This is a genomic window from Polycladomyces abyssicola, from assembly GCF_018326425.1.
GTDB lineage: Bacteria > Bacillota > Bacilli > Thermoactinomycetales > JIR-001 > Polycladomyces > Polycladomyces abyssicola.
This window is the reverse complement of sequence record NZ_AP024601.1, coordinates 740,963-760,422: the sequence shown is the minus strand read 5'-3', so window position 1 is coordinate 760,422 and position 19,460 is coordinate 740,963. Positions and strand designations below refer to the sequence as shown.

Annotated in this window: 17 protein-coding genes; 4 read left to right on the top strand and 13 right to left on the bottom strand. The window is 49.8% G+C overall.

Annotated elements, in window-relative coordinates:
- Nucleotides 1-5: 5 nt before the first annotated feature.
- The 5 genes from KI215_RS03850 to KI215_RS03830 all read right to left on the bottom strand — a co-directional run bounded on the left by KI215_RS03850 (nt 6) and on the right by KI215_RS03830 (nt 2,586).
- On the bottom strand, nt 6-374 hold the full coding sequence (locus KI215_RS03850) for a phenylacetic acid degradation protein (RefSeq protein ID WP_246512186.1): 369 nt from the start codon (nt 372-374) through the stop codon (nt 6-8).
- A gap of 42 nt (nt 375-416) precedes the next feature.
- Nucleotides 417-1,358 carry a 1,2-phenylacetyl-CoA epoxidase subunit PaaA gene (paaA, locus tag KI215_RS03845; protein WP_212774264.1) on the bottom strand — a complete coding sequence of 314 codons (942 nt, stop codon included), beginning with the start codon at nt 1,356-1,358 and terminating at the stop codon, nt 417-419.
- Nucleotides 1,355-1,948 carry a TetR/AcrR family transcriptional regulator gene (locus KI215_RS03840; RefSeq protein WP_212774263.1) on the bottom strand — a complete coding sequence of 198 codons (594 nt, stop codon included), beginning with the start codon at nt 1,946-1,948 and terminating at the stop codon, nt 1,355-1,357. The genes paaA and KI215_RS03840 overlap by 4 nt, the downstream gene beginning before the upstream one ends.
- Before the next feature lie 158 nt (nt 1,949-2,106).
- The gene (locus tag KI215_RS03835) at nt 2,107-2,253 is read right to left on the bottom strand and encodes a hypothetical protein (protein WP_212774262.1); all 147 of its coding nucleotides are present in this window, start codon (nt 2,251-2,253) and stop codon (nt 2,107-2,109) included.
- 156 nt (nt 2,254-2,409) lie between these two features.
- Nucleotides 2,410-2,586, bottom strand: a complete 177-nt coding sequence (locus KI215_RS03830; protein WP_212774261.1) for an H-type small acid-soluble spore protein — start codon at nt 2,584-2,586, stop codon at nt 2,410-2,412.
- A 469-nt stretch (nt 2,587-3,055) separates the two neighbouring features.
- Here KI215_RS03830 and KI215_RS03825 point away from each other — a divergent pair, with 469 nt between their 5' ends.
- A complete protein-coding gene (locus KI215_RS03825; protein ID WP_212774260.1) occupies nt 3,056-4,288 on the top strand; it encodes an ATP-binding protein in 1,233 nt (410 codons plus the stop codon).
- Here KI215_RS03825 and KI215_RS03820 read toward each other — a convergent pair.
- The 5 genes from KI215_RS03820 to KI215_RS03800 all read right to left on the bottom strand — a co-directional run bounded on the left by KI215_RS03820 (nt 4,274) and on the right by KI215_RS03800 (nt 10,694).
- Nucleotides 4,274-5,482, bottom strand: a complete 1,209-nt coding sequence (locus tag KI215_RS03820) for an MFS transporter (RefSeq protein ID WP_212774259.1) — start codon at nt 5,480-5,482, stop codon at nt 4,274-4,276. The genes KI215_RS03825 and KI215_RS03820 overlap by 15 nt on opposite strands.
- Nucleotides 5,483-5,688: 206 nt before the next feature.
- Nucleotides 5,689-6,870 carry an MFS transporter gene (locus KI215_RS03815; protein ID WP_246512185.1) on the bottom strand — a complete coding sequence of 394 codons (1,182 nt, stop codon included), beginning with the start codon at nt 6,868-6,870 and terminating at the stop codon, nt 5,689-5,691.
- Between the two features lie 208 nt (nt 6,871-7,078).
- Complete coding sequence (locus KI215_RS03810; RefSeq protein WP_212774257.1) at nt 7,079-8,383, bottom strand: NCS2 family permease; 1,305 nt, start codon at nt 8,381-8,383, stop codon at nt 7,079-7,081.
- Between the two features lie 162 nt (nt 8,384-8,545).
- Entirely contained in the window at nt 8,546-8,746 is a 201-nt protein-coding gene (locus KI215_RS03805; protein WP_212774256.1) for a hypothetical protein, read from the bottom strand.
- A gap of 640 nt (nt 8,747-9,386) precedes the next feature.
- Nucleotides 9,387-10,694, bottom strand: coding sequence for a multicopper oxidase family protein (locus KI215_RS03800; RefSeq protein WP_212774255.1), 1,308 nt, complete (start codon nt 10,692-10,694; stop codon nt 9,387-9,389).
- A gap of 194 nt (nt 10,695-10,888) precedes the next feature.
- Here KI215_RS03800 and KI215_RS03795 point away from each other — a divergent pair, with 194 nt between their 5' ends.
- Both KI215_RS03795 and KI215_RS03790 read left to right on the top strand, forming a co-directional pair.
- Nucleotides 10,889-11,089 carry a YhzD family protein gene (locus KI215_RS03795; protein WP_212774254.1) on the top strand — a complete coding sequence of 67 codons (201 nt, stop codon included), beginning with the start codon at nt 10,889-10,891 and terminating at the stop codon, nt 11,087-11,089.
- 149 nt (nt 11,090-11,238) lie between these two features.
- Complete coding sequence (locus KI215_RS03790) at nt 11,239-11,943, top strand: glycoside hydrolase family 25 protein (RefSeq protein ID WP_212774253.1); 705 nt, start codon at nt 11,239-11,241, stop codon at nt 11,941-11,943.
- Between the two features lie 188 nt (nt 11,944-12,131).
- Here KI215_RS03790 and KI215_RS03785 read toward each other — a convergent pair whose 3' ends face one another.
- The 3 genes from KI215_RS03785 to KI215_RS03775 all read right to left on the bottom strand — a co-directional run bounded on the left by KI215_RS03785 (nt 12,132) and on the right by KI215_RS03775 (nt 17,416).
- Nucleotides 12,132-14,189: a thioredoxin domain-containing protein gene (locus KI215_RS03785; RefSeq protein WP_212774252.1), complete on the bottom strand. Its 2,058-nt coding sequence runs from the start codon at nt 14,187-14,189 to the stop codon at nt 12,132-12,134.
- A 1,247-nt stretch (nt 14,190-15,436) separates the two neighbouring features.
- Complete coding sequence (locus KI215_RS03780; RefSeq protein WP_212774251.1) at nt 15,437-16,255, bottom strand: putative hydro-lyase; 819 nt, start codon at nt 16,253-16,255, stop codon at nt 15,437-15,439.
- 18 nt (nt 16,256-16,273) lie between these two features.
- Nucleotides 16,274-17,416 (bottom strand): NRAMP family divalent metal transporter, encoded by a 1,143-nt coding sequence (locus KI215_RS03775; protein WP_212775050.1) that lies wholly within the window; start codon nt 17,414-17,416, stop codon nt 16,274-16,276.
- 511 nt (nt 17,417-17,927) lie between these two features.
- Between KI215_RS03775 and KI215_RS03770 the strand changes: the two genes are divergently transcribed.
- A complete protein-coding gene (locus KI215_RS03770) occupies nt 17,928-19,133 on the top strand; it encodes a multidrug effflux MFS transporter (protein WP_212774250.1) in 1,206 nt (401 codons plus the stop codon).
- Nucleotides 19,134-19,460 lie beyond the last annotated feature (327 nt).

Sequence of the window (19,460 nt, the reverse complement as noted above, 5' to 3'; positions counted from 1 at the left end):
CCCAGTCAACGCTTGGATTGCTCCGTTTTGGCTTCCTCTACCCCCACGTGATGTACGATGTCTTCCAAATAGAGCGCTCGTTCCTTAAACATGCGCCACAGTCGTCCGTTTTCCGTATAACCGGACACTTCACGATACTTGCGATCCATTTCCCGGGCGAAAAAATCTCCTTCATACGGCGTTGCATACACGTGCTCCCTCGGCACAATCCACAAATTGACCGCGCGATCCCGCCGAAGGAAATTTTCCCGTGCCGTCTGCAGAGCCATCTCGGGCGACGGAGCTAACACGCTACCCACATGCACGTGATGATCCATCTGCGACTTTTGCACGAACACTTCATATACCCCGTATTCTGTACGTGTCTTTTGCACTGTTATGAAATCCCCCCTATGGTGCTTAAACCGTGAGGAGTGTCAAACCGCCGCCATTTGCTGGGATCTCACCATCGCTTCCCGCACCCATCGCTGTTCTTCATGCGCCATCTTGCGCAAGCTGATACGCTCCCGCGATTTCGGCCCTTCGTTGTTTTTCACGATCTTGGCAAATTTGTCCCAGTCCGGCTCCGTATACACCCAACGACCCCGCTTCTCGTCGTAGTGTAATTTCGGGTCGGGAATGGTCAACCCGATGGAGCGAATCCGCGGGATGTACTTATCGAAGAATTTTTGACGCAATTCTTCATTGGTCTTGGTCCGGATCCGGTAGTCCATCATGCGTTGGGCGGCAGGTGTCACATCCACCGGTCCGAAGAAAAACAAGAGCGACTCCCACCATCGGTTCAGCGCATCCTGCAACATGTCCCGCTGTTGTCTCGTCCCCTGTGCCAGAGCTAAAATGATGTTCTCCCCGTGCTGCATATGGAAACTCTCCTCGGCACAGATTCTCTTCAGCACCCGGGCATAAGGCGCGTATGATGTATCCAGCAATGCCGCTTGATTGATGATGGCCGCACCGTCCACCAGCCAACCGATCACCCCGGCATCTGCCCAAGTCTCCGCTGGCATATGGAACACATTGTGAAATTTGACTCGACTCAAAAAAATATCCGTGATCAGATCCTCCCGTGTTTTACCAAGCGGGGCGGCCAGATCCTCCACCACGCGCAACAGCAGTTGTCCGTGCCCCATCTCATCCTGCACCTTGGCCATGATCGCTAACTTCCGGCGCAGGGTGGGAGCTTTCGGAACCCATTCCTTCTCAGGATAAGCCCCCATGATTTCGCTGACACCGTGCATATGAATCAGTTTGATCAGCAATTGTCGGTATTCGTCCGGCATCCAATCCGTTGCCTCAATTTTTTCTCCGCGTTGAATACGCTCCATAAAGCGTGCATACCGTTCATCTGACCCGGTCATCCCTCGTCCCCTCCTCCCTTTGCGGCGATACCTTGCAAGATCACTTCCATAAAACGTTCGGCAATCTCTTCCGGGTGCAGCCCGCCGTCAGGTCGATACCATTGATACAGCCAGTTGCCCGCGGACAAGATCAACAAGCGTGTAAATTTGAGATCACGACAGGACAATTCGCCCTGACGAACACCTTCTTCCAATAACCGGTTCCACATCGATTCATATGTGTCCCGCTTGGATTGAATGATCGCCCGGCGATCATTTGAAAGCGCTTTCCATTCATGAAAAAAAACCGTCGCTGCATCCAAATGATTGGCCACAACCCGAATGTGGGCGATCAATGCTTTGCGCAATTTTTCGATCGCGGAATCTTCCCCTTCCACAATTGGAGTAAGCGCTTCCAAAAAAGCATCTGCTCCGCGGTTGGTGATGTCGAACAGCAAATCTTCCTTGGAACGGATATGTGCATACAGGCTGCCGGACAAAATGCCGCTCCGCTCGGATATGTCCCGTATGGTCGTGCCGTGGTATCCTTTAACGCTGAACAGCTTGCGGGCATGAGCCAAAATTTCCTCTTTTCGTCCTACTTTGGGCATGACGATTCTTCCTTTCCACTTAAAGCAAGCGCTTGCTTGTTATTAGCTTACCGCGCATGCTGAAATCTTGTCAAGAGTAGGAAAATAGAAAATGAGGATATGAAGGGCAAAAAAAACCTCACCCTGAATGGGGGTGAGAACTACTGAACCATGTTTCATCAGAAGTAGCTATCGTTGATCCGCGCGTTCACCCATTGATCCGAGCAACAGTTGCCCAGCGCTTGTTCACCCGCATCATCAATCGTTTCCCCGCACACTTGACAAACCACCATCATGTCGGTCATTTCCTCTATTTTTTGATTCATCTGAATCCCTCCTGTTGAGTGTATTATAATATAACAGATACCATTTTGTAAACCTCTGTATTATAACAACTTTGATCTTTCCTACCGCTTAGATCTATCAGTATCAACAACAAAACCGGTTCTCAAAGGAACCGGTTTTGACTGGTTGAGGCTGTATCAGCGTTCCTGCAATTCTCCAACCGAAACGGTCATCTCTCGTTCGGGATCTTGTTGTTCATACACACGGGCAGTCCCGTCATCATTTACATGCTGAATCCAAACCGGCTTGCCGCGATACCGGACTTCAATCGTCTTGGGAGATTCCACGATCTGTTTGGTTCGGTTGACATCCATGACCATCCCTCCTCTGAAAGGTATTGTGGGATGGTCAGTGGACAAATATGCATGACGAAGATATTTCTCTTCAATGCCATTGAACATATTCGACAACCGTTCCGTTCGGATGAAAACAGAACCGATCCGACTTCGGCCAAATCCAATCGCAAGTGGGTATAATGAAAACAAAGACTATCTGTTCTTCATCCCAAATCATCTGGTTTTACATATAACCGAAACAACACTTGTCGGATTTGCACTGTCAGCCCTCCCTTTCTGAACAGAAAGCGTTCATCTACGCAATATTTTTAATACATCTAAATAATAAAAAATATCACGCCTCCCAATGGCATACGACAAACGACAATCGACACGATTCGCAATTTCACAAAGACCATGTCGAAAAAAGGTGTTAAGAATAGCAAATTTCTGGTAGAATTATATTGTTATCTTTGAAATGAAGGATGGAAAAGGTGAGGGAAGTCACATGGACTCCAATATTCGCGCGTATCGCATTCCGGTGGTCACCATTTTTGCGTTAGCGAGCACCGTCTCCTTTTTTTCCGTTTGTCCTCATCCCACTGGACTACTCTATTTCATGGTTATCACATTTTTGGTTATCGGATGCATCATCGACAGCTTCCTTCATTACCAAACCAAAACTCTGAGCGAAAGCGTACAACAATACAAAACTCTTTTCGAATACATCCCGGATGCTATTTACTGCAAGGACATCATGGGTCGCTACACCAGCTTCAACCCCGCATGTGAAAAACTAACCGGATATTCCGTAAACGAAATGATGCAAATGACGTTGTCAGATTGGGTACTCCCCGAAGACTATGAAAGGGTGAAGAACCATGTCCGGCGGGCATTGAAGGGGGAACCCCAACATTTTGAAACGGCCATTGTCCGCAAGAATGGAGAAATCGTCCAAGCGAAGATTTCCTACCTACCCATGATCAAGGAAAATCGCATCACGGGCATTTACGGAATCGCCAAAGACATCACCGAATATAAAAAAACAGACGAACTCTTGCAGCGATCCGAAAAGCTTTCAGCCGTCGGCCAATTGGCGGCGGGTGTAGCCCACGAAATCCGCAATCCGCTCACGGCGTTGAAAGGGTTTCTGCAATTGCAACGTCACAACTCCAACCAATCAGATGAACACCTGTCCATCATGTTGGCGGAGTTGGAGCGCATTGACCAAATCGTCAGCGAGCTGCTGGTCTTGGCCAAGCCGCAAACGGTTCAATTTTCACCGGTGGATTTGTTTCGTTTGCTGGAACAGGTGATCATACTGATCAATACGCAGGCGATCATGAACAATGTGGAAATCGTCATCTCCGAGTTTGATTCAAAGATCCCGACCATGATGGGAGAAGAGAACCAACTGAAGCAACTGTTGATCAACTTGCTGAAAAACGCAATCGAGGCAATGCCCAACGGGGGAACTATCGACATCCGGTGTCGTATGATCCGTGAACGTTCCGTCCTGATTCGCATCACCGATCAGGGATGCGGTATCCCTGAGGAACAGTTGCAAAAAATCAACGAACCCTTTTTTTCAACCAAAGAAAAAGGTACCGGGTTGGGGTTGGTCGTCAGCCACCGCATCGTGGAAAACCATCGGGGCAAACTCACCATCACCAGCCAACCCGGTCAGGGAACACGCGTAGATATTGTGTTGCCTGTACAAATCCCTTCATCCACGGGCTGAATCTCCCTTGATCTCCCGTCGCTCGCCAATTCGCAGGGTCCAGATCACACCCGCACCGAACATCGTTAACAAACCGAAAAACAAATAAGCAGTAAAGACGCTGAACCGGTCGATCATCACACCACCCAAGAAAGTGAAGAACCAATTGCCCAAACCGTTGCCCATGCTGGTGTACAGAGCCACTCCCGTCAAACGCACATCCCGAGGGGTAATATCAACAACATATGCCAATGCGGCGGGGATGAACAAACCGGTGGAAACGCCCTGAAGAAGAGTGGACACGTAGACCAGCCATAGCGGCGGTTCCATGAAATACAATCCCCACCGCATTCCCGCCACCAGCGCCGACAGCAATACCACTGCCAATATCCCATGACGTTTAATCCATGCCTGCGCCCGGAGCATAAAAGGTACTTCACTACCGGCGGCCAACAAAAATCCCAAACCGCTGGCCGCCACCGTGCCACCCAATGACTGGATCAGCAATGAGAAATACGCGTTATTGGCTTGAATGGGACCCATGATACAAAAAGCAGCCAATAAAAAGAGTACATAGCGCCGGTTGCGCAACAACCGGGACAAGCCCTCGCGCAGATTCAACTTCAAAGATACGCGTTCGTCTGGCATATATCCCGCCATCCAGGCGCCGATTCCCATCGTCAAAGTGAAAGCGACAAAAATCACTGATACGCCCCACCATTGTGCCGCCATGCCCATCACATAGGCCGCCACCGCGAAACCAACCGCGCCCCACAGACGAAATCGGCCATAGTCGCCATCCGTCCTTCGCACGTAACTCATGGTCAAACTGTCAGAGATCGGAACCAGGGCAGCCTGAAAAAACGATAGCAGCGCCATAATCCCCAACATGAAAGGATAATCGCGGGTGAGGACAAAGCCGACGGCAGTTAGACCCGTCAACATCATCGCCGTGATGAGGACAACTTTGGATCGTTGCGACACATCGCATACCACTCCCCACAACGGCTGGGCGATGATCATGACGATGGGACCGATTGACATCAACAATCCGATCTGCGTACCGGACAATCTTACTTCCTGCTGCAAATATACACTTAACAACGGAAACAAAATGCCGAAACCTGCATACAAGCAGACAAAAAACAGCCGAATCGGTACATCGGGCAGCGTTTTTCGCTGACAGGGGGTCACCGTTCCCGAACGGACCGGCATCATCGTCATCCCTTTCTCTATTTTGCAGTAGATCACCAATGGCCATATTGTATCACGTGATGAGAAACGGAAAAAAGGAATGATTACCAGTGCGGAAAAAAGAATGCCGCCCCCCGGCCATGGCGGAAGACGGCGGTTTCACAGATTTTCTCTACAGTCTGAGGCCGATCAATCGGTTTTTGCAACCTTCCTGGAAAGATGATCTATCAGGCGGCTTTAGAGGTGACTGGTGAATCCGTCTTGCCACTCGGACGGTAAAACAAGGCCAACAGAACAAAACCGAGCAGAGAAAAGGTGAGGAAATAAAACATACTGCCGCCACCCCAATATTGGATCAGGGTTCCGCCAATATACGGTCCCACCATGCTGCCAACACTGAAGTGCGCCGTTGCGATCGCATTGGCCTGCGGCAGATAGGAGGCCGGCAAGATATCGGATAAAAAGGCCAGTCCCAGTGTAAAGAGCGACCCGATCAGCCCTCCGGTCAGCGCGAACAATACCAATAGTATGGTTGGCCGACCCATAAAAAAGGGGACGAGGCTCATTCCGACAGCACCCAGTGTACAAACGGTCATCAAAACCTGCTTGCGACCAAACCGGTCACTCAAAATACCGAGCGGAATTTGAAACAACAAACTTCCCCAAACGAACGCGCTCAACAATGCGGAAATCCATGCCGTGGAGAGTCCTTCACGTAAACCGTACACCGGAAAACTTCCAGCGAGACACGCTTCCAAAAAACCGTATAAAATAGCAGGACATAAAGCAACCAGGCCCAACCGATAAATTTCTCCCAATTGTGCCCGGTCCCGTTGTTCCTTTTTCTCCGTCGGAGGAGCACCCGCGTCCAGCATCATGGTCAATGCCAACACACCAGCGAGCAACACACCCATCACGACAAACGGCACCCATTGGCCAAACGACAATAAATTCATCCCCAACGGCCCCAATCCGAACCCGAGACCGTAGGACAAACCGTACTGAGAGATCCGTCGACCGCGAATCCGGGACGGGCAAGTGGAGGTGATCCACAATCCGGTCGCGTAATGTAACATACTGTCACCGGAACCGACCATAAAACGAAGAAACACCCAAGCCACCATACTCGTCGTCAAAGGAAACAGAAAAAATGCCACCGTCGTCATCGCTATACCCGTCACAATCACTTTGCGGTACCCCCATCGGGGCACCAACCAACCGCTGATCGGGGCAAACAACAGGATTCCCAAATAAAGCGCTGCTGTATTCAACCCGTTGATGCTGGAACTCACCCCTTGCTGCTCCAACAGTGTCGACAACAGCGGGATGAGCAACCCTTGCGTGAATCCGGCGGCCATCACGATGGCCACCAGGATGCGAAACCGTTTTTCCGACCACGACTCCACCATGACTCTCCCACTCCATCTCATTTTCTTTTCATTTATTGGAGAGTATAGCGTACAGAAAAACAGGGCTTCAAGCGACTGCGTTAAAGGAGCAATACGGTAGGAAACCGCAGAGATGTTGACTGTACATGGGCAGAAAAAGGGCGTGTCTGGTCAAATCACCATCGATCCGCTCCTGGATCGACGAATCACCAGTCACGCCCTGATCAAATTACGCGGGCACGAATACCAATTGCAGAATGAACAGCACCATAAACACGTACATCAACGGGTGAACTTCCCGGAATTGCCCACGGACGATCTTCAGCAACGGATACGTAATGAACCCGAACGCGATTCCCGTCGCGATGCTGAACGTCAAAGGCATGCTCAACATGACGATAAAGGCGGGAAACGCCTCGTCAAATTGATCCCAGCGAACTTTGGCCAATCCGGCCATCATAAAGCATCCGACGATAATCAGTGACGGTGCGGTGATCGCCGGCAAACCTGCGACCGCTTCCACCAACGGTTCAAAAAAGAGCGTCCCCAGCATCAAGAAACTGACCACCACGGCGGTGAACCCGGTACGACCGCCCGTGGCAACACCCGTGGAGGATTCGATATAGGCGCTGGTCGGTGTGGTGCCCATCACTGCACCGGCGGACATCCCGATCGCATCCGCCAACAGCGCTTGCTTCATACGGGGAAATGTACCATTCTTCATCAATCCCGCCTGTTCAGCCACGCCGATCATCGTACCCGTTGTGTCAAACAACGTTACCAACAAGAATGCGAAGATCACCGCATACAGTCCATGTTGGAAGACCTCAGGCAACGTAGCGACCGCCTGTCCGAATGTCGGTGCCATGCTGGGCGGAGCGGAAACCCATTGTGCCGGCATTTTCATCAAGCCGAACGCCCAGCCGGCGGCCGCAGTCAACACCATGCCGATAAACAGGGCCCCTTTGACGCGCAGTGTCATCAGGACCAATGTCGCAAACAGTCCAAACAAACTCAGGATTGTCAGAGGATGTCGGAAATCACCCAGACCAACCAAATTGACTTCATTATTGACGATAATGCCTGCCGATTTCAGCCCGATAAACGCGATAAACAGACCGATTCCGGCAGTGATGCCATGCTTCAGACCGTCAGGAATAGCCCGGATCAACCCTTCACGGAACGGAGTGAGGCTCAACAGCAGGAACAAAATGCCCGCAACCAAAATCGCTCCCAATCCCACCTGCCAGCTGACACCGTGATGTCCCACCACGCTGAAGGCAAAATAGGCATTCATCCCCATTCCCGGCGCGATCGCGATCGGATAATTGGCGAAAATACCCATAATCAATGTACTCAGCACCGTCGACAGCACCGTAGCCACAAACACGGCACCAAAATCCATTCCGGCTTTTTGCAGAATCGCCGGGTTGACCACCACAATATACACCATCGTCAAAAAAGTGGTGAAACCCGCGAGGATTTCCGTTCGGACATTGGTTCCCTTTTCGCTGAAACCGAAAAATTGGTCCATAATACACCTCCTGATAACGTAAAAAACGAACATTAATACCAACAATAACTATAATAATCGGTTTTTTTGCTGAAGGCAAGAAATCACAACAATAAAAAAGGCCCATTTTTCATTATGGGCCAAAAACAATGTTTTCACTCTGATCATGCGGGAGCCCATCGTTTACGCTCCCCTTTGATACAGTTTACTGGCGGCTTGTTCGATGACCTTCTCGTAATACAACTCCACCACCAAATCATATTTTTCTTCCAATGCCGGCAACTCTTCTTCTGTCGCCTTCATCATGGCTTCCTTTAAATCGCTCAGCATATCCTTCAACTCTTCTGCGGTATGGTTTGCCAGATCATCTTTAACGATCTGCATCCAGAACGCCTCCTTTTTCCATCTATACTTGTTCCCAATGCCCGAATGGAAAAAACCTCTTTTTTCGTCATATTGAAGTTAATTGTGACAATGATCGGAAAATCGACACCCTCGCAGCATCTTCCGTTACACGATTGTTACAAAGATGAACCCTACCTTACAAGTGGGTTACAAATCGCCTGATTTCAACAAAATCTTTTTCTCCTGCGCTATAATGAAACCAACGATGCGGAACGGAAAATACGATCTCATTCGGAGGTGTTTCACCATGAACGGTGTTATCGGAATCATGAATGCGACTGCGATCAGTTTGCCACTGTGGATGTTATTGATCCTCTCTTTGCGAATGTTCCTGTAAACAACACCCTATGGTGATGAAATAGATTTAGATTTTTTACCCTTCTCTTCAACCTTTTGCTCGATTCAACCTTTTCAACCTTTGCTCGATCCGATCCAATCCAACCCCCAAAAAAACACTCGATCCGAATACCGGATCGAGTGTTTTTATTGTGACTTGCCCCACACGGATGAAGCACCAGAAGCACTCCCTTTCCCACTCGCTCTTTATAAAAAAAGCCGCATCTCCGCTGTTTTGCGGAAATGCGACCTTCAGGTTCTATTGGGAGGAGATTGATCAGGTTCAGTGGGCTGCTTCTTCGCCCAACTTTTCCTGCGCTTGGTTCAATTGATTTTCCAGCTGAGTGATCAGTTTGCCCAACTGTTCAAAGTTGGGGCTTGAAGATGTCAATTGCTGGGCAATCGCCTGACCGGTCTGCTGGATGCCTTTAGCCAGCTGTGCATCCTTTTGGGCCAGGATGCCGCGCACTTGGTCATAATGGGTAGAGAGCTCACTCAATTCCACCTTGATTTTGTCCACGTTTTTCTCATGATAGAATTCTTTGATCTCCGCCAGCTCATGCAAGATCGTGCTCAGATGGCTTTCATGCATTTGGAGACGGTTTTCATACCCTTTATACACCATCAACATGTGCATGCCGTGTGTGGAGTGCGGGCCGATGTGACAATGTATCGGCCAGATACCGGGGTTGTTGGCGGTCAAAACCAAGTCATACCGCTCCCCGGGACCGATCGTGATGGAGTCTTTCGTCACGGGTTTCGGCAACGGCCGCCCATCACTGGCGATGACTTGGAAATGATGCCCGTGTGTATGAATTGTATGCACGTCCGAACCGGCATTGATCAAGCGGATCAGGTATTTTCCACCCTTTTTCACCTGTACCGGCGGGATGGCCGGATCGATTTTGCCGTTGATGGTGAAGAACTTCGGTTTGCGATCCACTGTATCGTAATCGCCGTCCAAATGTTCGTGTTCCGCTTCCGTTCCGACGTATTTGCCCGCTTCCGTTCCTTCCGCCAAGCTCAATTTGGGATCGCGCTCACCCAACATCCAGACGAATTCTCCGTCATAATGCGGTTTCTTTTTCGGTTCCACGATGAAGGCTCCGTACAAACCCATTTCCGGATGGCGATCCGGCTCCACATGACAATGGTAGAAATACGTTCCCGGTGCCGGGGCATCAAACTCATACGTATAAGTGCCGTTTTGCTCCACTTCTTTTTGGCTTACGCCCGGTGTGCCGTCACCTTGGAAGCTGTTGTCCACACCGTGAAAATGAATCGTATGCGGTTCTTTTTGCCGGTTGTGGAAAATGACTTTGACATGATCCCCTTCTGTCACCCGTAATTCAGGACCGGGAATGGTGGCAGGTGAAGCGGGTTGATTCTTTTTGGGGTCCCACAACCCAAAACCCCAGGAATAAAGCGTTTTGCCGGGAGCCAATTCCTGATTGACATCCGCGGCATATAGATGAAACACCTTGGTCGTTTTTTTCTCGTGATTATCAGGTGCCGTTGATGCACCTGCAGAACACCCTGTCACCATCCAAGCGAGCAGGGCGATCATCATTGCCGTTCGCTTCCACCACATATTCCGCGTTCCCTCCGTACCACCTCATGATACTGTTATTAATCGTAATTGATAATCATTCTCATGTCAACCCAATTTCCCTTCCAAATTATTGCTTCCTACTACTGTCCGGGATGCTTTCCATTTCCATACTCAACACTTGTGTGTAGAAATCGGTATAATATAGTTGACATTCATAGATGGGGGGATCCGGTATGTACCATCTGACAGTTTACGATCAAGACGGAAACAAACTGCACGATGCCCCGCTCGAAGCCGATCATGATTTGGAAGCACGGATCAAAGGAATGGAATGGCTTAAGCAGCATCACTATGAAGAATGCCCTTACCGGATCTTTCACACGTCCGGGCGACTGATCGCATTTCAAAGTCACAAGGGAAAAATCACCGGATAAACCGGCAGAATCTTGATAAACCGCGGATCAGCGGTTTTTTTTTGAGCAAATTGATACTTGTTTCTCTACTAGAAAAGGAATGATAACATAGCATTGAAATCATCATTGCCTACCTAAGCTGAAAAAACTTGAAAAGGTAAGGGATCTGCATGAAACGAAAGCTCACATATGCAGGCTTGGGCATCGTAGTCATCTTCATCTTGGCCATTTTGGAATATACGGGAATCATTTGGCACAACGAATGGTTTGCAAGACCATATGAAGTAAAAGGGCTGGACGTCTCTCATCATCAAGGAAAGATCGATTGGCGAAAGGTGAAAGAGGAAAAAGAATATGATTTTGTTTACATCAAAGCGACTGAAGGAAAAGATTTCGTCGATGACCGACTCCGCTACAATTGGAACGAAGCGAAGCGCCAAGGAATCATGGTCGGTGCTTATCATTTTTTTTCGATGAGAAGTTCAGGGGAAACACAAGCACTTCATTACATCCGGATCGTTCCGAAAGAGAAAGACAGCTTGCCGCCAGTCATCGATGTGGAAATCCATCTCGGTCACAATCGGGAACGCGTCAGAAGGGAACTGCGAGCCATGGCCATCCGACTGCAACAGCATTACGGCAAGCAACCGATCCTCTATGTCACCTATGATACTTACAACACCTATATCAAGGATGATTTCCAAGAATATCGCATCTGGATTCGGGATATTTTCAAACCGCCTTCGCTGGATGAACGGTCTTGGTCCCTGTGGCAGTATTCCAACCGTGGCCGAGTCGACGGGATCCCCACCTATGTGGATATCAACGCCTTCTGCGGAGATATCAAAGCATTCCGACGGGAAATGGCAAGATGAGAAAATCTGGAATACCTTTCTCCGTTTTAAAAAGAAGAAGGCCCCCAAGTTGCTGACAAAGTCACGCGACTCCTATCTCCCGTCTCCCACTCCGTCGTGACAGCCAGAGTCGGTTGATGGGAAATAGGAGTCGCCCGTACACTTGCATCAGGTTTACACTGCTGTCAGCAGACTCTCCCACTTTTTCCTTAAGACAACGGCCATTTCGTAGCGGGCGCATGACACGCATGATTCTCGCAAACGTACACGGTGGCCCGTCCGTCCAATGTATGTTGTTCCTTGGTAAAAGGCGCGATCGTATCCAGTGTCTCCGTCGGTTCTCCTTCCGGCTTGAACAACAGCACCGCATCCGGCAGATATGTCCGGTGTGCTTGCTGGATCATTTGGCGGGTATCTTCGGCATCTTTTTTGCCCACAATCACGATCTCCTTGGTGGGACCGAGGGCCCATTGTGCAGCCGTCAGGAAGAAGGAGTGCGCGATCGGCGAATGTTTTACGGTTTCCCCAAAAGCTCGCAATTGGCGTTCTGCTTGGCTTTCCCATTCAGGGTCCCCCGTCATCCGGGCTAATCGGATCAGGTTGCAGGCGGCCACCGAATTGCCTGACGGCAGCGCTCCGTCATAAACCTCTTTGGGACGGGTGAGCAGCTGTTCCGCGTCCCGTCCGTAGAAGAACAACCCGCCTTTCTCCTCATCCGCAAACAAATCCAGCATCTGATGGGTCAGCTCGATCGCTTTTTCCAAGTGAGACACGTCAAATCCGGCCTCATACAGCTCCAGCAAGCCCCATGCCAGATAAGCATAATCGTCCACATATGCGAGATAAGCCGCTTCACCGTCGCGGTAACGGGCCAACAAACGGCCGTCTTCCCGGCGGAGATACCGCCAGATGAACGACACCGCCTTTTCCGCCGCAGCAGTGTAGCGCTCGTCTCCCAACACGCGGCCGCCACGGGCCAGTGCCGCGATCATCAGACCGTTCCACGACGTGAGGACCTTGTCGTCCTTGTGCGGATGAACCCGCTTCTCCCGCACCTCAAACAGCTTTTCCCGCGCTTCGCTCATTTTCCGTTCCAATTCATGCAGCGTCATCCCTTTGCGTGTAGCAATTGTTTCCCAAGAGACATCCAGTAGGTTGAGAATGTTTTTGCCCTCGAAGTTTCCTTCCGGTGTCACCCCATAGCACTCGACAAACAATTCTCCGTCCGCTTCACCCAATACGTCCTGGATTTCCTCCGGCGTCCAGACGTAAAATTTGCCTTCCTCTCCTTCAGAGTCGGCATCCTCCGCAGAATAGAAGCCGCCTTCGGGATCGGTCATGTCCCGTAAGACATAGGTGAAAATCTCCCGCGCCACCTGAGCGTAGATTTCCTTGCCCGTCGCTTGGTACGCCTCCAGATAGGCCAGTGCCAGCAAGGCGTTGTCGTACAGCATCTTCTCAAAATGCGGGACCAGCCACCGTTCGTCGACTGAATACCGGGCAAACCCATACCCGAGGTGGTCGTAGATGCCACCCCGGTGCATCATTGTCAACGTCCGTTCTACCATCTCCAAGGCATGCTGGTTTCCCGTCCGTTTCCAGTAACGCAACAAAAAAAGGAAATCGTGCGGACGCGGAAACTTGGGGGCATCGCCGAACCCGCCCCAACGCGGATCGAATTGAGAACGAAACTGTTCAAATGCCCGGTCCAACACTTCAGCGGTCAACTCGCCTTCCGCAACGGGGTCCAGATTCTTCTCCAGCAATTCCGTAATCTTATCCCCTGCCCGTAACATATTGGATCGGTCCTGTTTCCACACCACGGCGATCCGTTGCAAAATCTCCATCAGACCGCGGCGACCATAACGGGACTCTTTTGGGAAATACGTCCCAGCAAAAAACGGCTTCTTGTCCGGCGTCATGATAATCGTCAGCGGCCACCCTCCATGACCGGTGATGGCCTGACACACGGTCATGTAGATGTGATCCACGTCGGGCCGCTCCTCCCGATCCACCTTGATCGAGACAAAATCACGGTTGAGCACCTCCGCCACTTCCGGGTCTTCGAACGATTCCCGCTCCATCACATGACACCAATGGCAGGTGCTGTAACCAATCGACAAAAAGATCGGCTTGTCCTCCCGTTTGGCCTTCTCAAACGCTTCCTCCCCCCACGGATACCAATCGACCGGGTTGTATGCGTGTTGGAGGAGATAAGGGGATTTTTCGTGGATAAGGCGATTCGGTTTGCGTTGAGTCTTAGTCAATGTTTAATCCACCCTTCATATGGATGACTAACCTGCGGGTCACAGGTTTTATACACATTAGCCCCTTACATAAAAATGGATAGTCACTTCAATTGTATCCGCTGTTGTACGCTTCCAAACAATATGATCAATAACCGAATTATAGACATGGGTTGAGTTCTGCGTCAGATTTTTGGGACTTTACATCTTGAACGCATTTCAGATGGATTTTGTTCCTTATGCAGGGATGAGATTTCTGTTTAATGAAGACTATGTTGTTAATAGTGTTACTTATGCTGTTGGCAACAGAACGCTATTTGTAAGATTTGAAGAAAAAGTGATTGATGATTTGATATGAAGAACATTTACTACCTAATGGATGGAGATACTCAGGTGGCGGCTATCGAAGGGTATCTTGAATATAAAAACAAATGAGTTAAACCATGACCGCCCCGCTCTCCTTCGGAGTGGGGCGGTTCTACTTCCTCAACCATAGCATGATCAAGTGACTGGTAGCACCCATAATAGCAAAAAAATCCCCCATAAAATGGGGGGAGTATGATGCTGGCCATGTTAAACTATCTCACAACACAGCACCACATAGTCTTTACATCAACCTTTTTTTTCTCTTTTCCATCGATCTACCTCTAATTTGGTTACCCAAATAATGAGTATAGGAACGGAAATGACCATAAGCCACCAAATAACGTTTAGTGCTTTGGGGGAATATTGGTAAACAAAAGCGAGAAAAACGCCAGTTATAATAAAGAGCGTTATAAAACGCAATATAACCAATGATTAGCCCTCCAATTTATGTTACCCATGATTATTATAGCAAAAGTGGTAAATTATTTTAATTTTTGTGTTTTGTGAATTTTATCCCAGAAAAATTAGTCTAGTCTAATGCAACCTTCATAAGCATTTCTGATGACGTAGACCCAACATATGCTTCTACATTACCAGAGTTACATCCGTGTATTGATTTTCTGAAAATAGATAACATATAATATAGGCAAGAGAAAATGTGTAGGGTTGCCCCACCGTGGGCCTGTTGCCGTAAGTAAAGATGCCGCTTTACTTACGGTTTTAATTTAGGAAAAAGCCCAAACTGAGGGCCAACGCCGCTTCCGGCTGGATGTCAAAGTCCGTGGGCTCCGAAACGCCGTCTCTGCTCCTTATCAACAGCTACGTCGTTCGACGGGAAATTCGGATCCGCTCCCCGTAATTTGCGAGAGATACAACCACCATATTACCTGTCTAGCGGGCCTTTATGGCCCGTTTTTATCGGTCAGGGAAAAAGCATGGGAATCTGCACCCCCTTGCTCCCAAAACAGCGGCGTATCCGTTATCAACATGTGTCCCGGAGCATGGGTAATCATCCAATCGGGGCGACTTTCCATAGCTACTGCTTGAGGTGTGACTCCACAAGCCCAGAAGACGGGAATCTCCCCTTCCCGAATCGGGACGGGATCGCCGTAGTCTGGTTGGTCCAAATCGCGAATCCCGATCGCCGCCGGATCCCCTACATGAACAGGCCCACCGTGAATCTCCGGGTAGCGGGAGGTGATCTCCGTCGCCCGGATCAGGTTTGCCGGTGACAAAGGGCGCATGCTGACAACGAGAGGACCACGGAACATTCCCGCCGGCTCACAGGGGATCGGGGTGCGATACATGGGCACGTTTACTCCTTCCTCTACATGGCGGACCGGAATTCCCGCATTCAACAACAGCGCGTCAAAAGTAAAACTGCACCCGATCAAAAAGGAGACGGCATCTTCTGTCCATTCTTCAGTGATATCGAACGCTTCTCGTGCGAGCTCCCCATTCCGGTAGATACGGTAACGCGGCACATCGGTACGCAAGTCCGCCTTCGGTGCCGTCTTTACCGGGACTGGCGATCCGGGATCGGTCACTTCGATGAGAGGACAGGGCTTGGGATTGCGCACGCAAAAAAGCAGGAAATCATACGCATACCTTTTTGGAAGGACGACCAAATTGGCTTGCAGGATACCCGGAGCCAGTCCCGCTGTCGGACGAGTCCATTCCCCCGATCGGATCGCACGACGGATTTCCTCCAAACTGTTCATTTTTTCTTCCCTTCCTCTCTACTTCAATAATTTAGGAATCTCCTCTGCCATCGTATCAATCCCGAGATAAGCCATGATGACCACGATAACGGCCCCGGAAATCGTGAGCCAGACCGGATGCCTGTAGTCACCGACAATGTTCTTTTTATGGGCCGCAACCAACATCACGCCCAGTGAAACGGGAAGGATCAACCCATTGAGCGCTCCTGCCAAAATCAACACTTTCACCGGTTTGCCCACGATGACGAAGACAAGCGTGGAAACAACGATAAATGCGACAATCATTCTCCTATGATATTTCTCCAGGACGGAACCAAAAGTACGGATAAATGATACTGACGTGTAGGCCGATCCGATAACGGATGTAATGGCTGCCGCCCACATAATGACGCCGAACATTTTGTATCCAATATTCCCTGCTGCCAGTTGAAAGACCGAAGCGGCCGGGTTCTTCGGATCTAGGGAGAGTCCTTTTGCCACCACTCCCAACGCAGCCAGGAAAAGAAGGATGCGCATGATGGAAGCGATCCCAATGGCTGAAACCGAGCTCTTTGTCACTTCAGACAACGCCTCAACTCCTTTGACACCGCCATCCAGTAACCGGTGACCCCCGGCAAATGTAATGTATCCACCCACTGTTCCTCCGACAAGGGTAACAATCGCCAACATGTCAATCGAATCGGGAACAATGCTTTTGACAGCAGCCTCTCCGTATGGAGGGGAAGCGGTGAACATCACATACAATGTGAGTACGATCATGACTGATCCCATGATCTGTGCAAACTTGTCCATCGCTTTACCCGCTTCTCGTATCAGAAAAATCCCGATCGCGATGACTCCGCTGATCACAGCTCCCAACTCTGGTGACATTCCAAACATCACATTCATCCCCAGGCCGGTTCCCGCGATATTTCCAATATTAAATGCCAATCCCCCGATCACAACCAAGACTGCAAGCAAAAATCCCATACCCGGCAACACCATGTTGGCTATATCCTGAGTTCGTCTCTCAGAAACGGCTATAATACGCCAAATATTGATCTGGGCACCGATGTCGATCAATATGGAAATCAATATCACAAACCCAAAATTGGCACCCAACGATTCTGTAAAATAAGTAGTTTGGGTTAAAAAGCCCGGTCCGATCGCAGAGGTTGCCATCAAAAATGCGGCGCCCAACAGTAAGCTGCGGTTCTTTTTATTCAAATGCCATCCCTCCAGGATAGTGATTTCTGAATCCACCGTTATATGTTGATGTTCTACATACAAAAACTATTATTCATAAAATTTAATATTTTATAGATACTGTGCCACGCCTTAGATGTGAACATAATACGATCCGTCAGACAGGAATCATTTTGTGGATGATCCATGTCCGACAGTTTCCCGATTTTTCGCTCAAATGATCGTTTGAAGTGATTCCGCACTTCATGCCCATATTATATCGTTGCCCTAAGTATCCCCACAAGAAGGATACCGAGCGACACTCGATTCCGATTGAAATGCAGGATTCTCTCTCGCTATTCATAAATTAACATGAGCGCCAAGCGCCTAGGCCGGAGTATTGACTTACAATTAATAATCGGCTTATGATATGTATGTTGTGCAGGATGAGCGTTGCTATTGGGTTAGGATATCAAACCACATATAGAAAGGGGTTTCCACACTTCACATGGATGCCGTCAATACCAAACCACAGACAATGACACCCTCACATCGATTTGGGATAGCTGCTCTCCTTGGCATGTTGACTGCACTTGGACCCCTGTCTATTGATATGTACTTGCCCGCTCTGCCCGCTCTCGCCAATGATTTGCACACCAGTACCTCCCTTGCCCAGCTCAGTTTGACGGCTTGCTTATTGGGTTTGGCTTTTGGACAATTGTTGGTGGGACCGATCAGTGATATCCGCGGTCGCCGAACCCCATTGATCACATCACTGGTTGTCTACGCTTCCGCTTCCATCCTGTGCGCCTTGGTTCCCTCGATCTGGGCACTCATTCTCCTGCGTTTCGCCCAAGGAATGGCAGGATCCGGAGGAATCGTGATCGCCCGTGCCATCGTGCGTGATCTCTACTCGGGTTCTGAGATCGCGAGGTTTTTCTCCCTTTTGATGCTGGTTAACGGGTTGGCACCCATCCTGGCCCCTGTGATCGGTGGGCAATTGTTGCGCATCACTTCCTGGCACGGGGTGTTTCTGGTACTGGGGATTTTGAGTATCGCCATTCTTCTGACAGTCGCCTTCAAATTGCCTGAAACTCTGCCCAGCCAATATCGTTCGGAGGGAAGCTTAAAACAGACGTTTTCCACCTTCCGCGGCCTGATCAAAGACCGTGAATTTATGGGATTTGCGTGGTCCCAAGGACTGGTGATGGCCGCTATGTTTGCGTATATATCGGGATCACCGTTTGTACTACAAAATATCTTTGGTGTCTCTCCACAAGGGTTCAGTCTGTTTTTTGCCGTCAACGCGATCGGGCTCATCTTGGCCAGTCAAATTACCGGCCGATTGGTAGGTCGGATCAGTAAGACCAAACTGCTCACTGTCGGGATTGTATACGCCGCAATCGGAGGAACCGCCCTTCTTACCGCAATTCTGCTGGGAGTAGGACTTGTCGGTATCATACCGTCCCTGTTCATAGTCGTGTCGAGCGTCGGGATTGTCGTGACCACCTGCTTTTCACTGGCCATGCAGAGTCAGGCTCAATCGGCCGGCAGTGCCTCGGCTCTGCTGGGGGTGATTCCCTTTGTGATGGGGGCGATGGTTGCACCTTTGGTCGGGGTCGGTGGAAGTGACACCGCGATTCCGATGGGGATCGTCATCGCTTCCTGCAACATCGGGGCTCTGCTTAGTTACTTCGTATTGGTGAGACGTTGAGACTCCACACGGCTGAAGTACCACAGGCACTCCCTATGGTCGCAGTGGGATTCTTGGGTAGTTCACGTCCTCAGTCCATTTCTGTTTCGGACAACTCCCAAGTTCAGGGCTGTCTCATCAGCCCATCCCATGCCGTTCTACAGCCGGGCTGTATGTACCCGCATGGGCGGGACACCAGCGACCAACGGAAGTGCCCGTGGTATTACCAGTGTCCTAGTTCCTTTTTTCACTCTTATGGTTTTACCCAGCGGGAGAGACTGGTTCGCCGCTGGAACCCCATACCATAACGTTTTCAAGGAACAGAACCCCTACCAGTGGGATGAGCAC

Coding starts and splice junctions, on each gene's coding strand:
- KI215_RS03820 (WP_212774259.1), bottom strand. CDS start 5,482: ATGCCGGTCCGTTCGGGAACGGTGACCCCCTGTCAGCGAAAAACGCTG.
- KI215_RS03790 (WP_212774253.1), top strand. CDS start 11,239: ATGAAACGAAAGCTCACATATGCAGGCTTGGGCATCGTAGTCATCTTC.
- KI215_RS03835 (WP_212774262.1), bottom strand. CDS start 2,253: ATGAATCAAAAAATAGAGGAAATGACCGACATGATGGTGGTTTGTCAA.
- KI215_RS03775 (WP_212775050.1), bottom strand. CDS start 17,416: ATGGCAACCTCTGCGATCGGACCGGGCTTTTTAACCCAAACTACTTAT.
- KI215_RS03795 (WP_212774254.1), top strand. CDS start 10,889: ATGTACCATCTGACAGTTTACGATCAAGACGGAAACAAACTGCACGAT.
- KI215_RS03830 (WP_212774261.1), bottom strand. CDS start 2,586: ATGGATGTCAACCGAACCAAACAGATCGTGGAATCTCCCAAGACGATT.
- KI215_RS03840 (WP_212774263.1), bottom strand. CDS start 1,948: ATGCCCAAAGTAGGACGAAAAGAGGAAATTTTGGCTCATGCCCGCAAG.
- paaA (WP_212774264.1), bottom strand. CDS start 1,358: ATGACCGGGTCAGATGAACGGTATGCACGCTTTATGGAGCGTATTCAA.
- KI215_RS03810 (WP_212774257.1), bottom strand. CDS start 8,383: ATGGACCAATTTTTCGGTTTCAGCGAAAAGGGAACCAATGTCCGAACG.
- KI215_RS03770 (WP_212774250.1), top strand. CDS start 17,928: ATGGATGCCGTCAATACCAAACCACAGACAATGACACCCTCACATCGA.
- KI215_RS03815 (WP_246512185.1), bottom strand. CDS start 6,870: ATGGTGGAGTCGTGGTCGGAAAAACGGTTTCGCATCCTGGTGGCCATC.
- KI215_RS03780 (WP_212774251.1), bottom strand. CDS start 16,255: ATGAACAGTTTGGAGGAAATCCGTCGTGCGATCCGATCGGGGGAATGG.
- KI215_RS03805 (WP_212774256.1), bottom strand. CDS start 8,746: ATGCAGATCGTTAAAGATGATCTGGCAAACCATACCGCAGAAGAGTTG.
- KI215_RS03800 (WP_212774255.1), bottom strand. CDS start 10,694: ATGTGGTGGAAGCGAACGGCAATGATGATCGCCCTGCTCGCTTGGATG.
- KI215_RS03825 (WP_212774260.1), top strand. CDS start 3,056: ATGGACTCCAATATTCGCGCGTATCGCATTCCGGTGGTCACCATTTTT.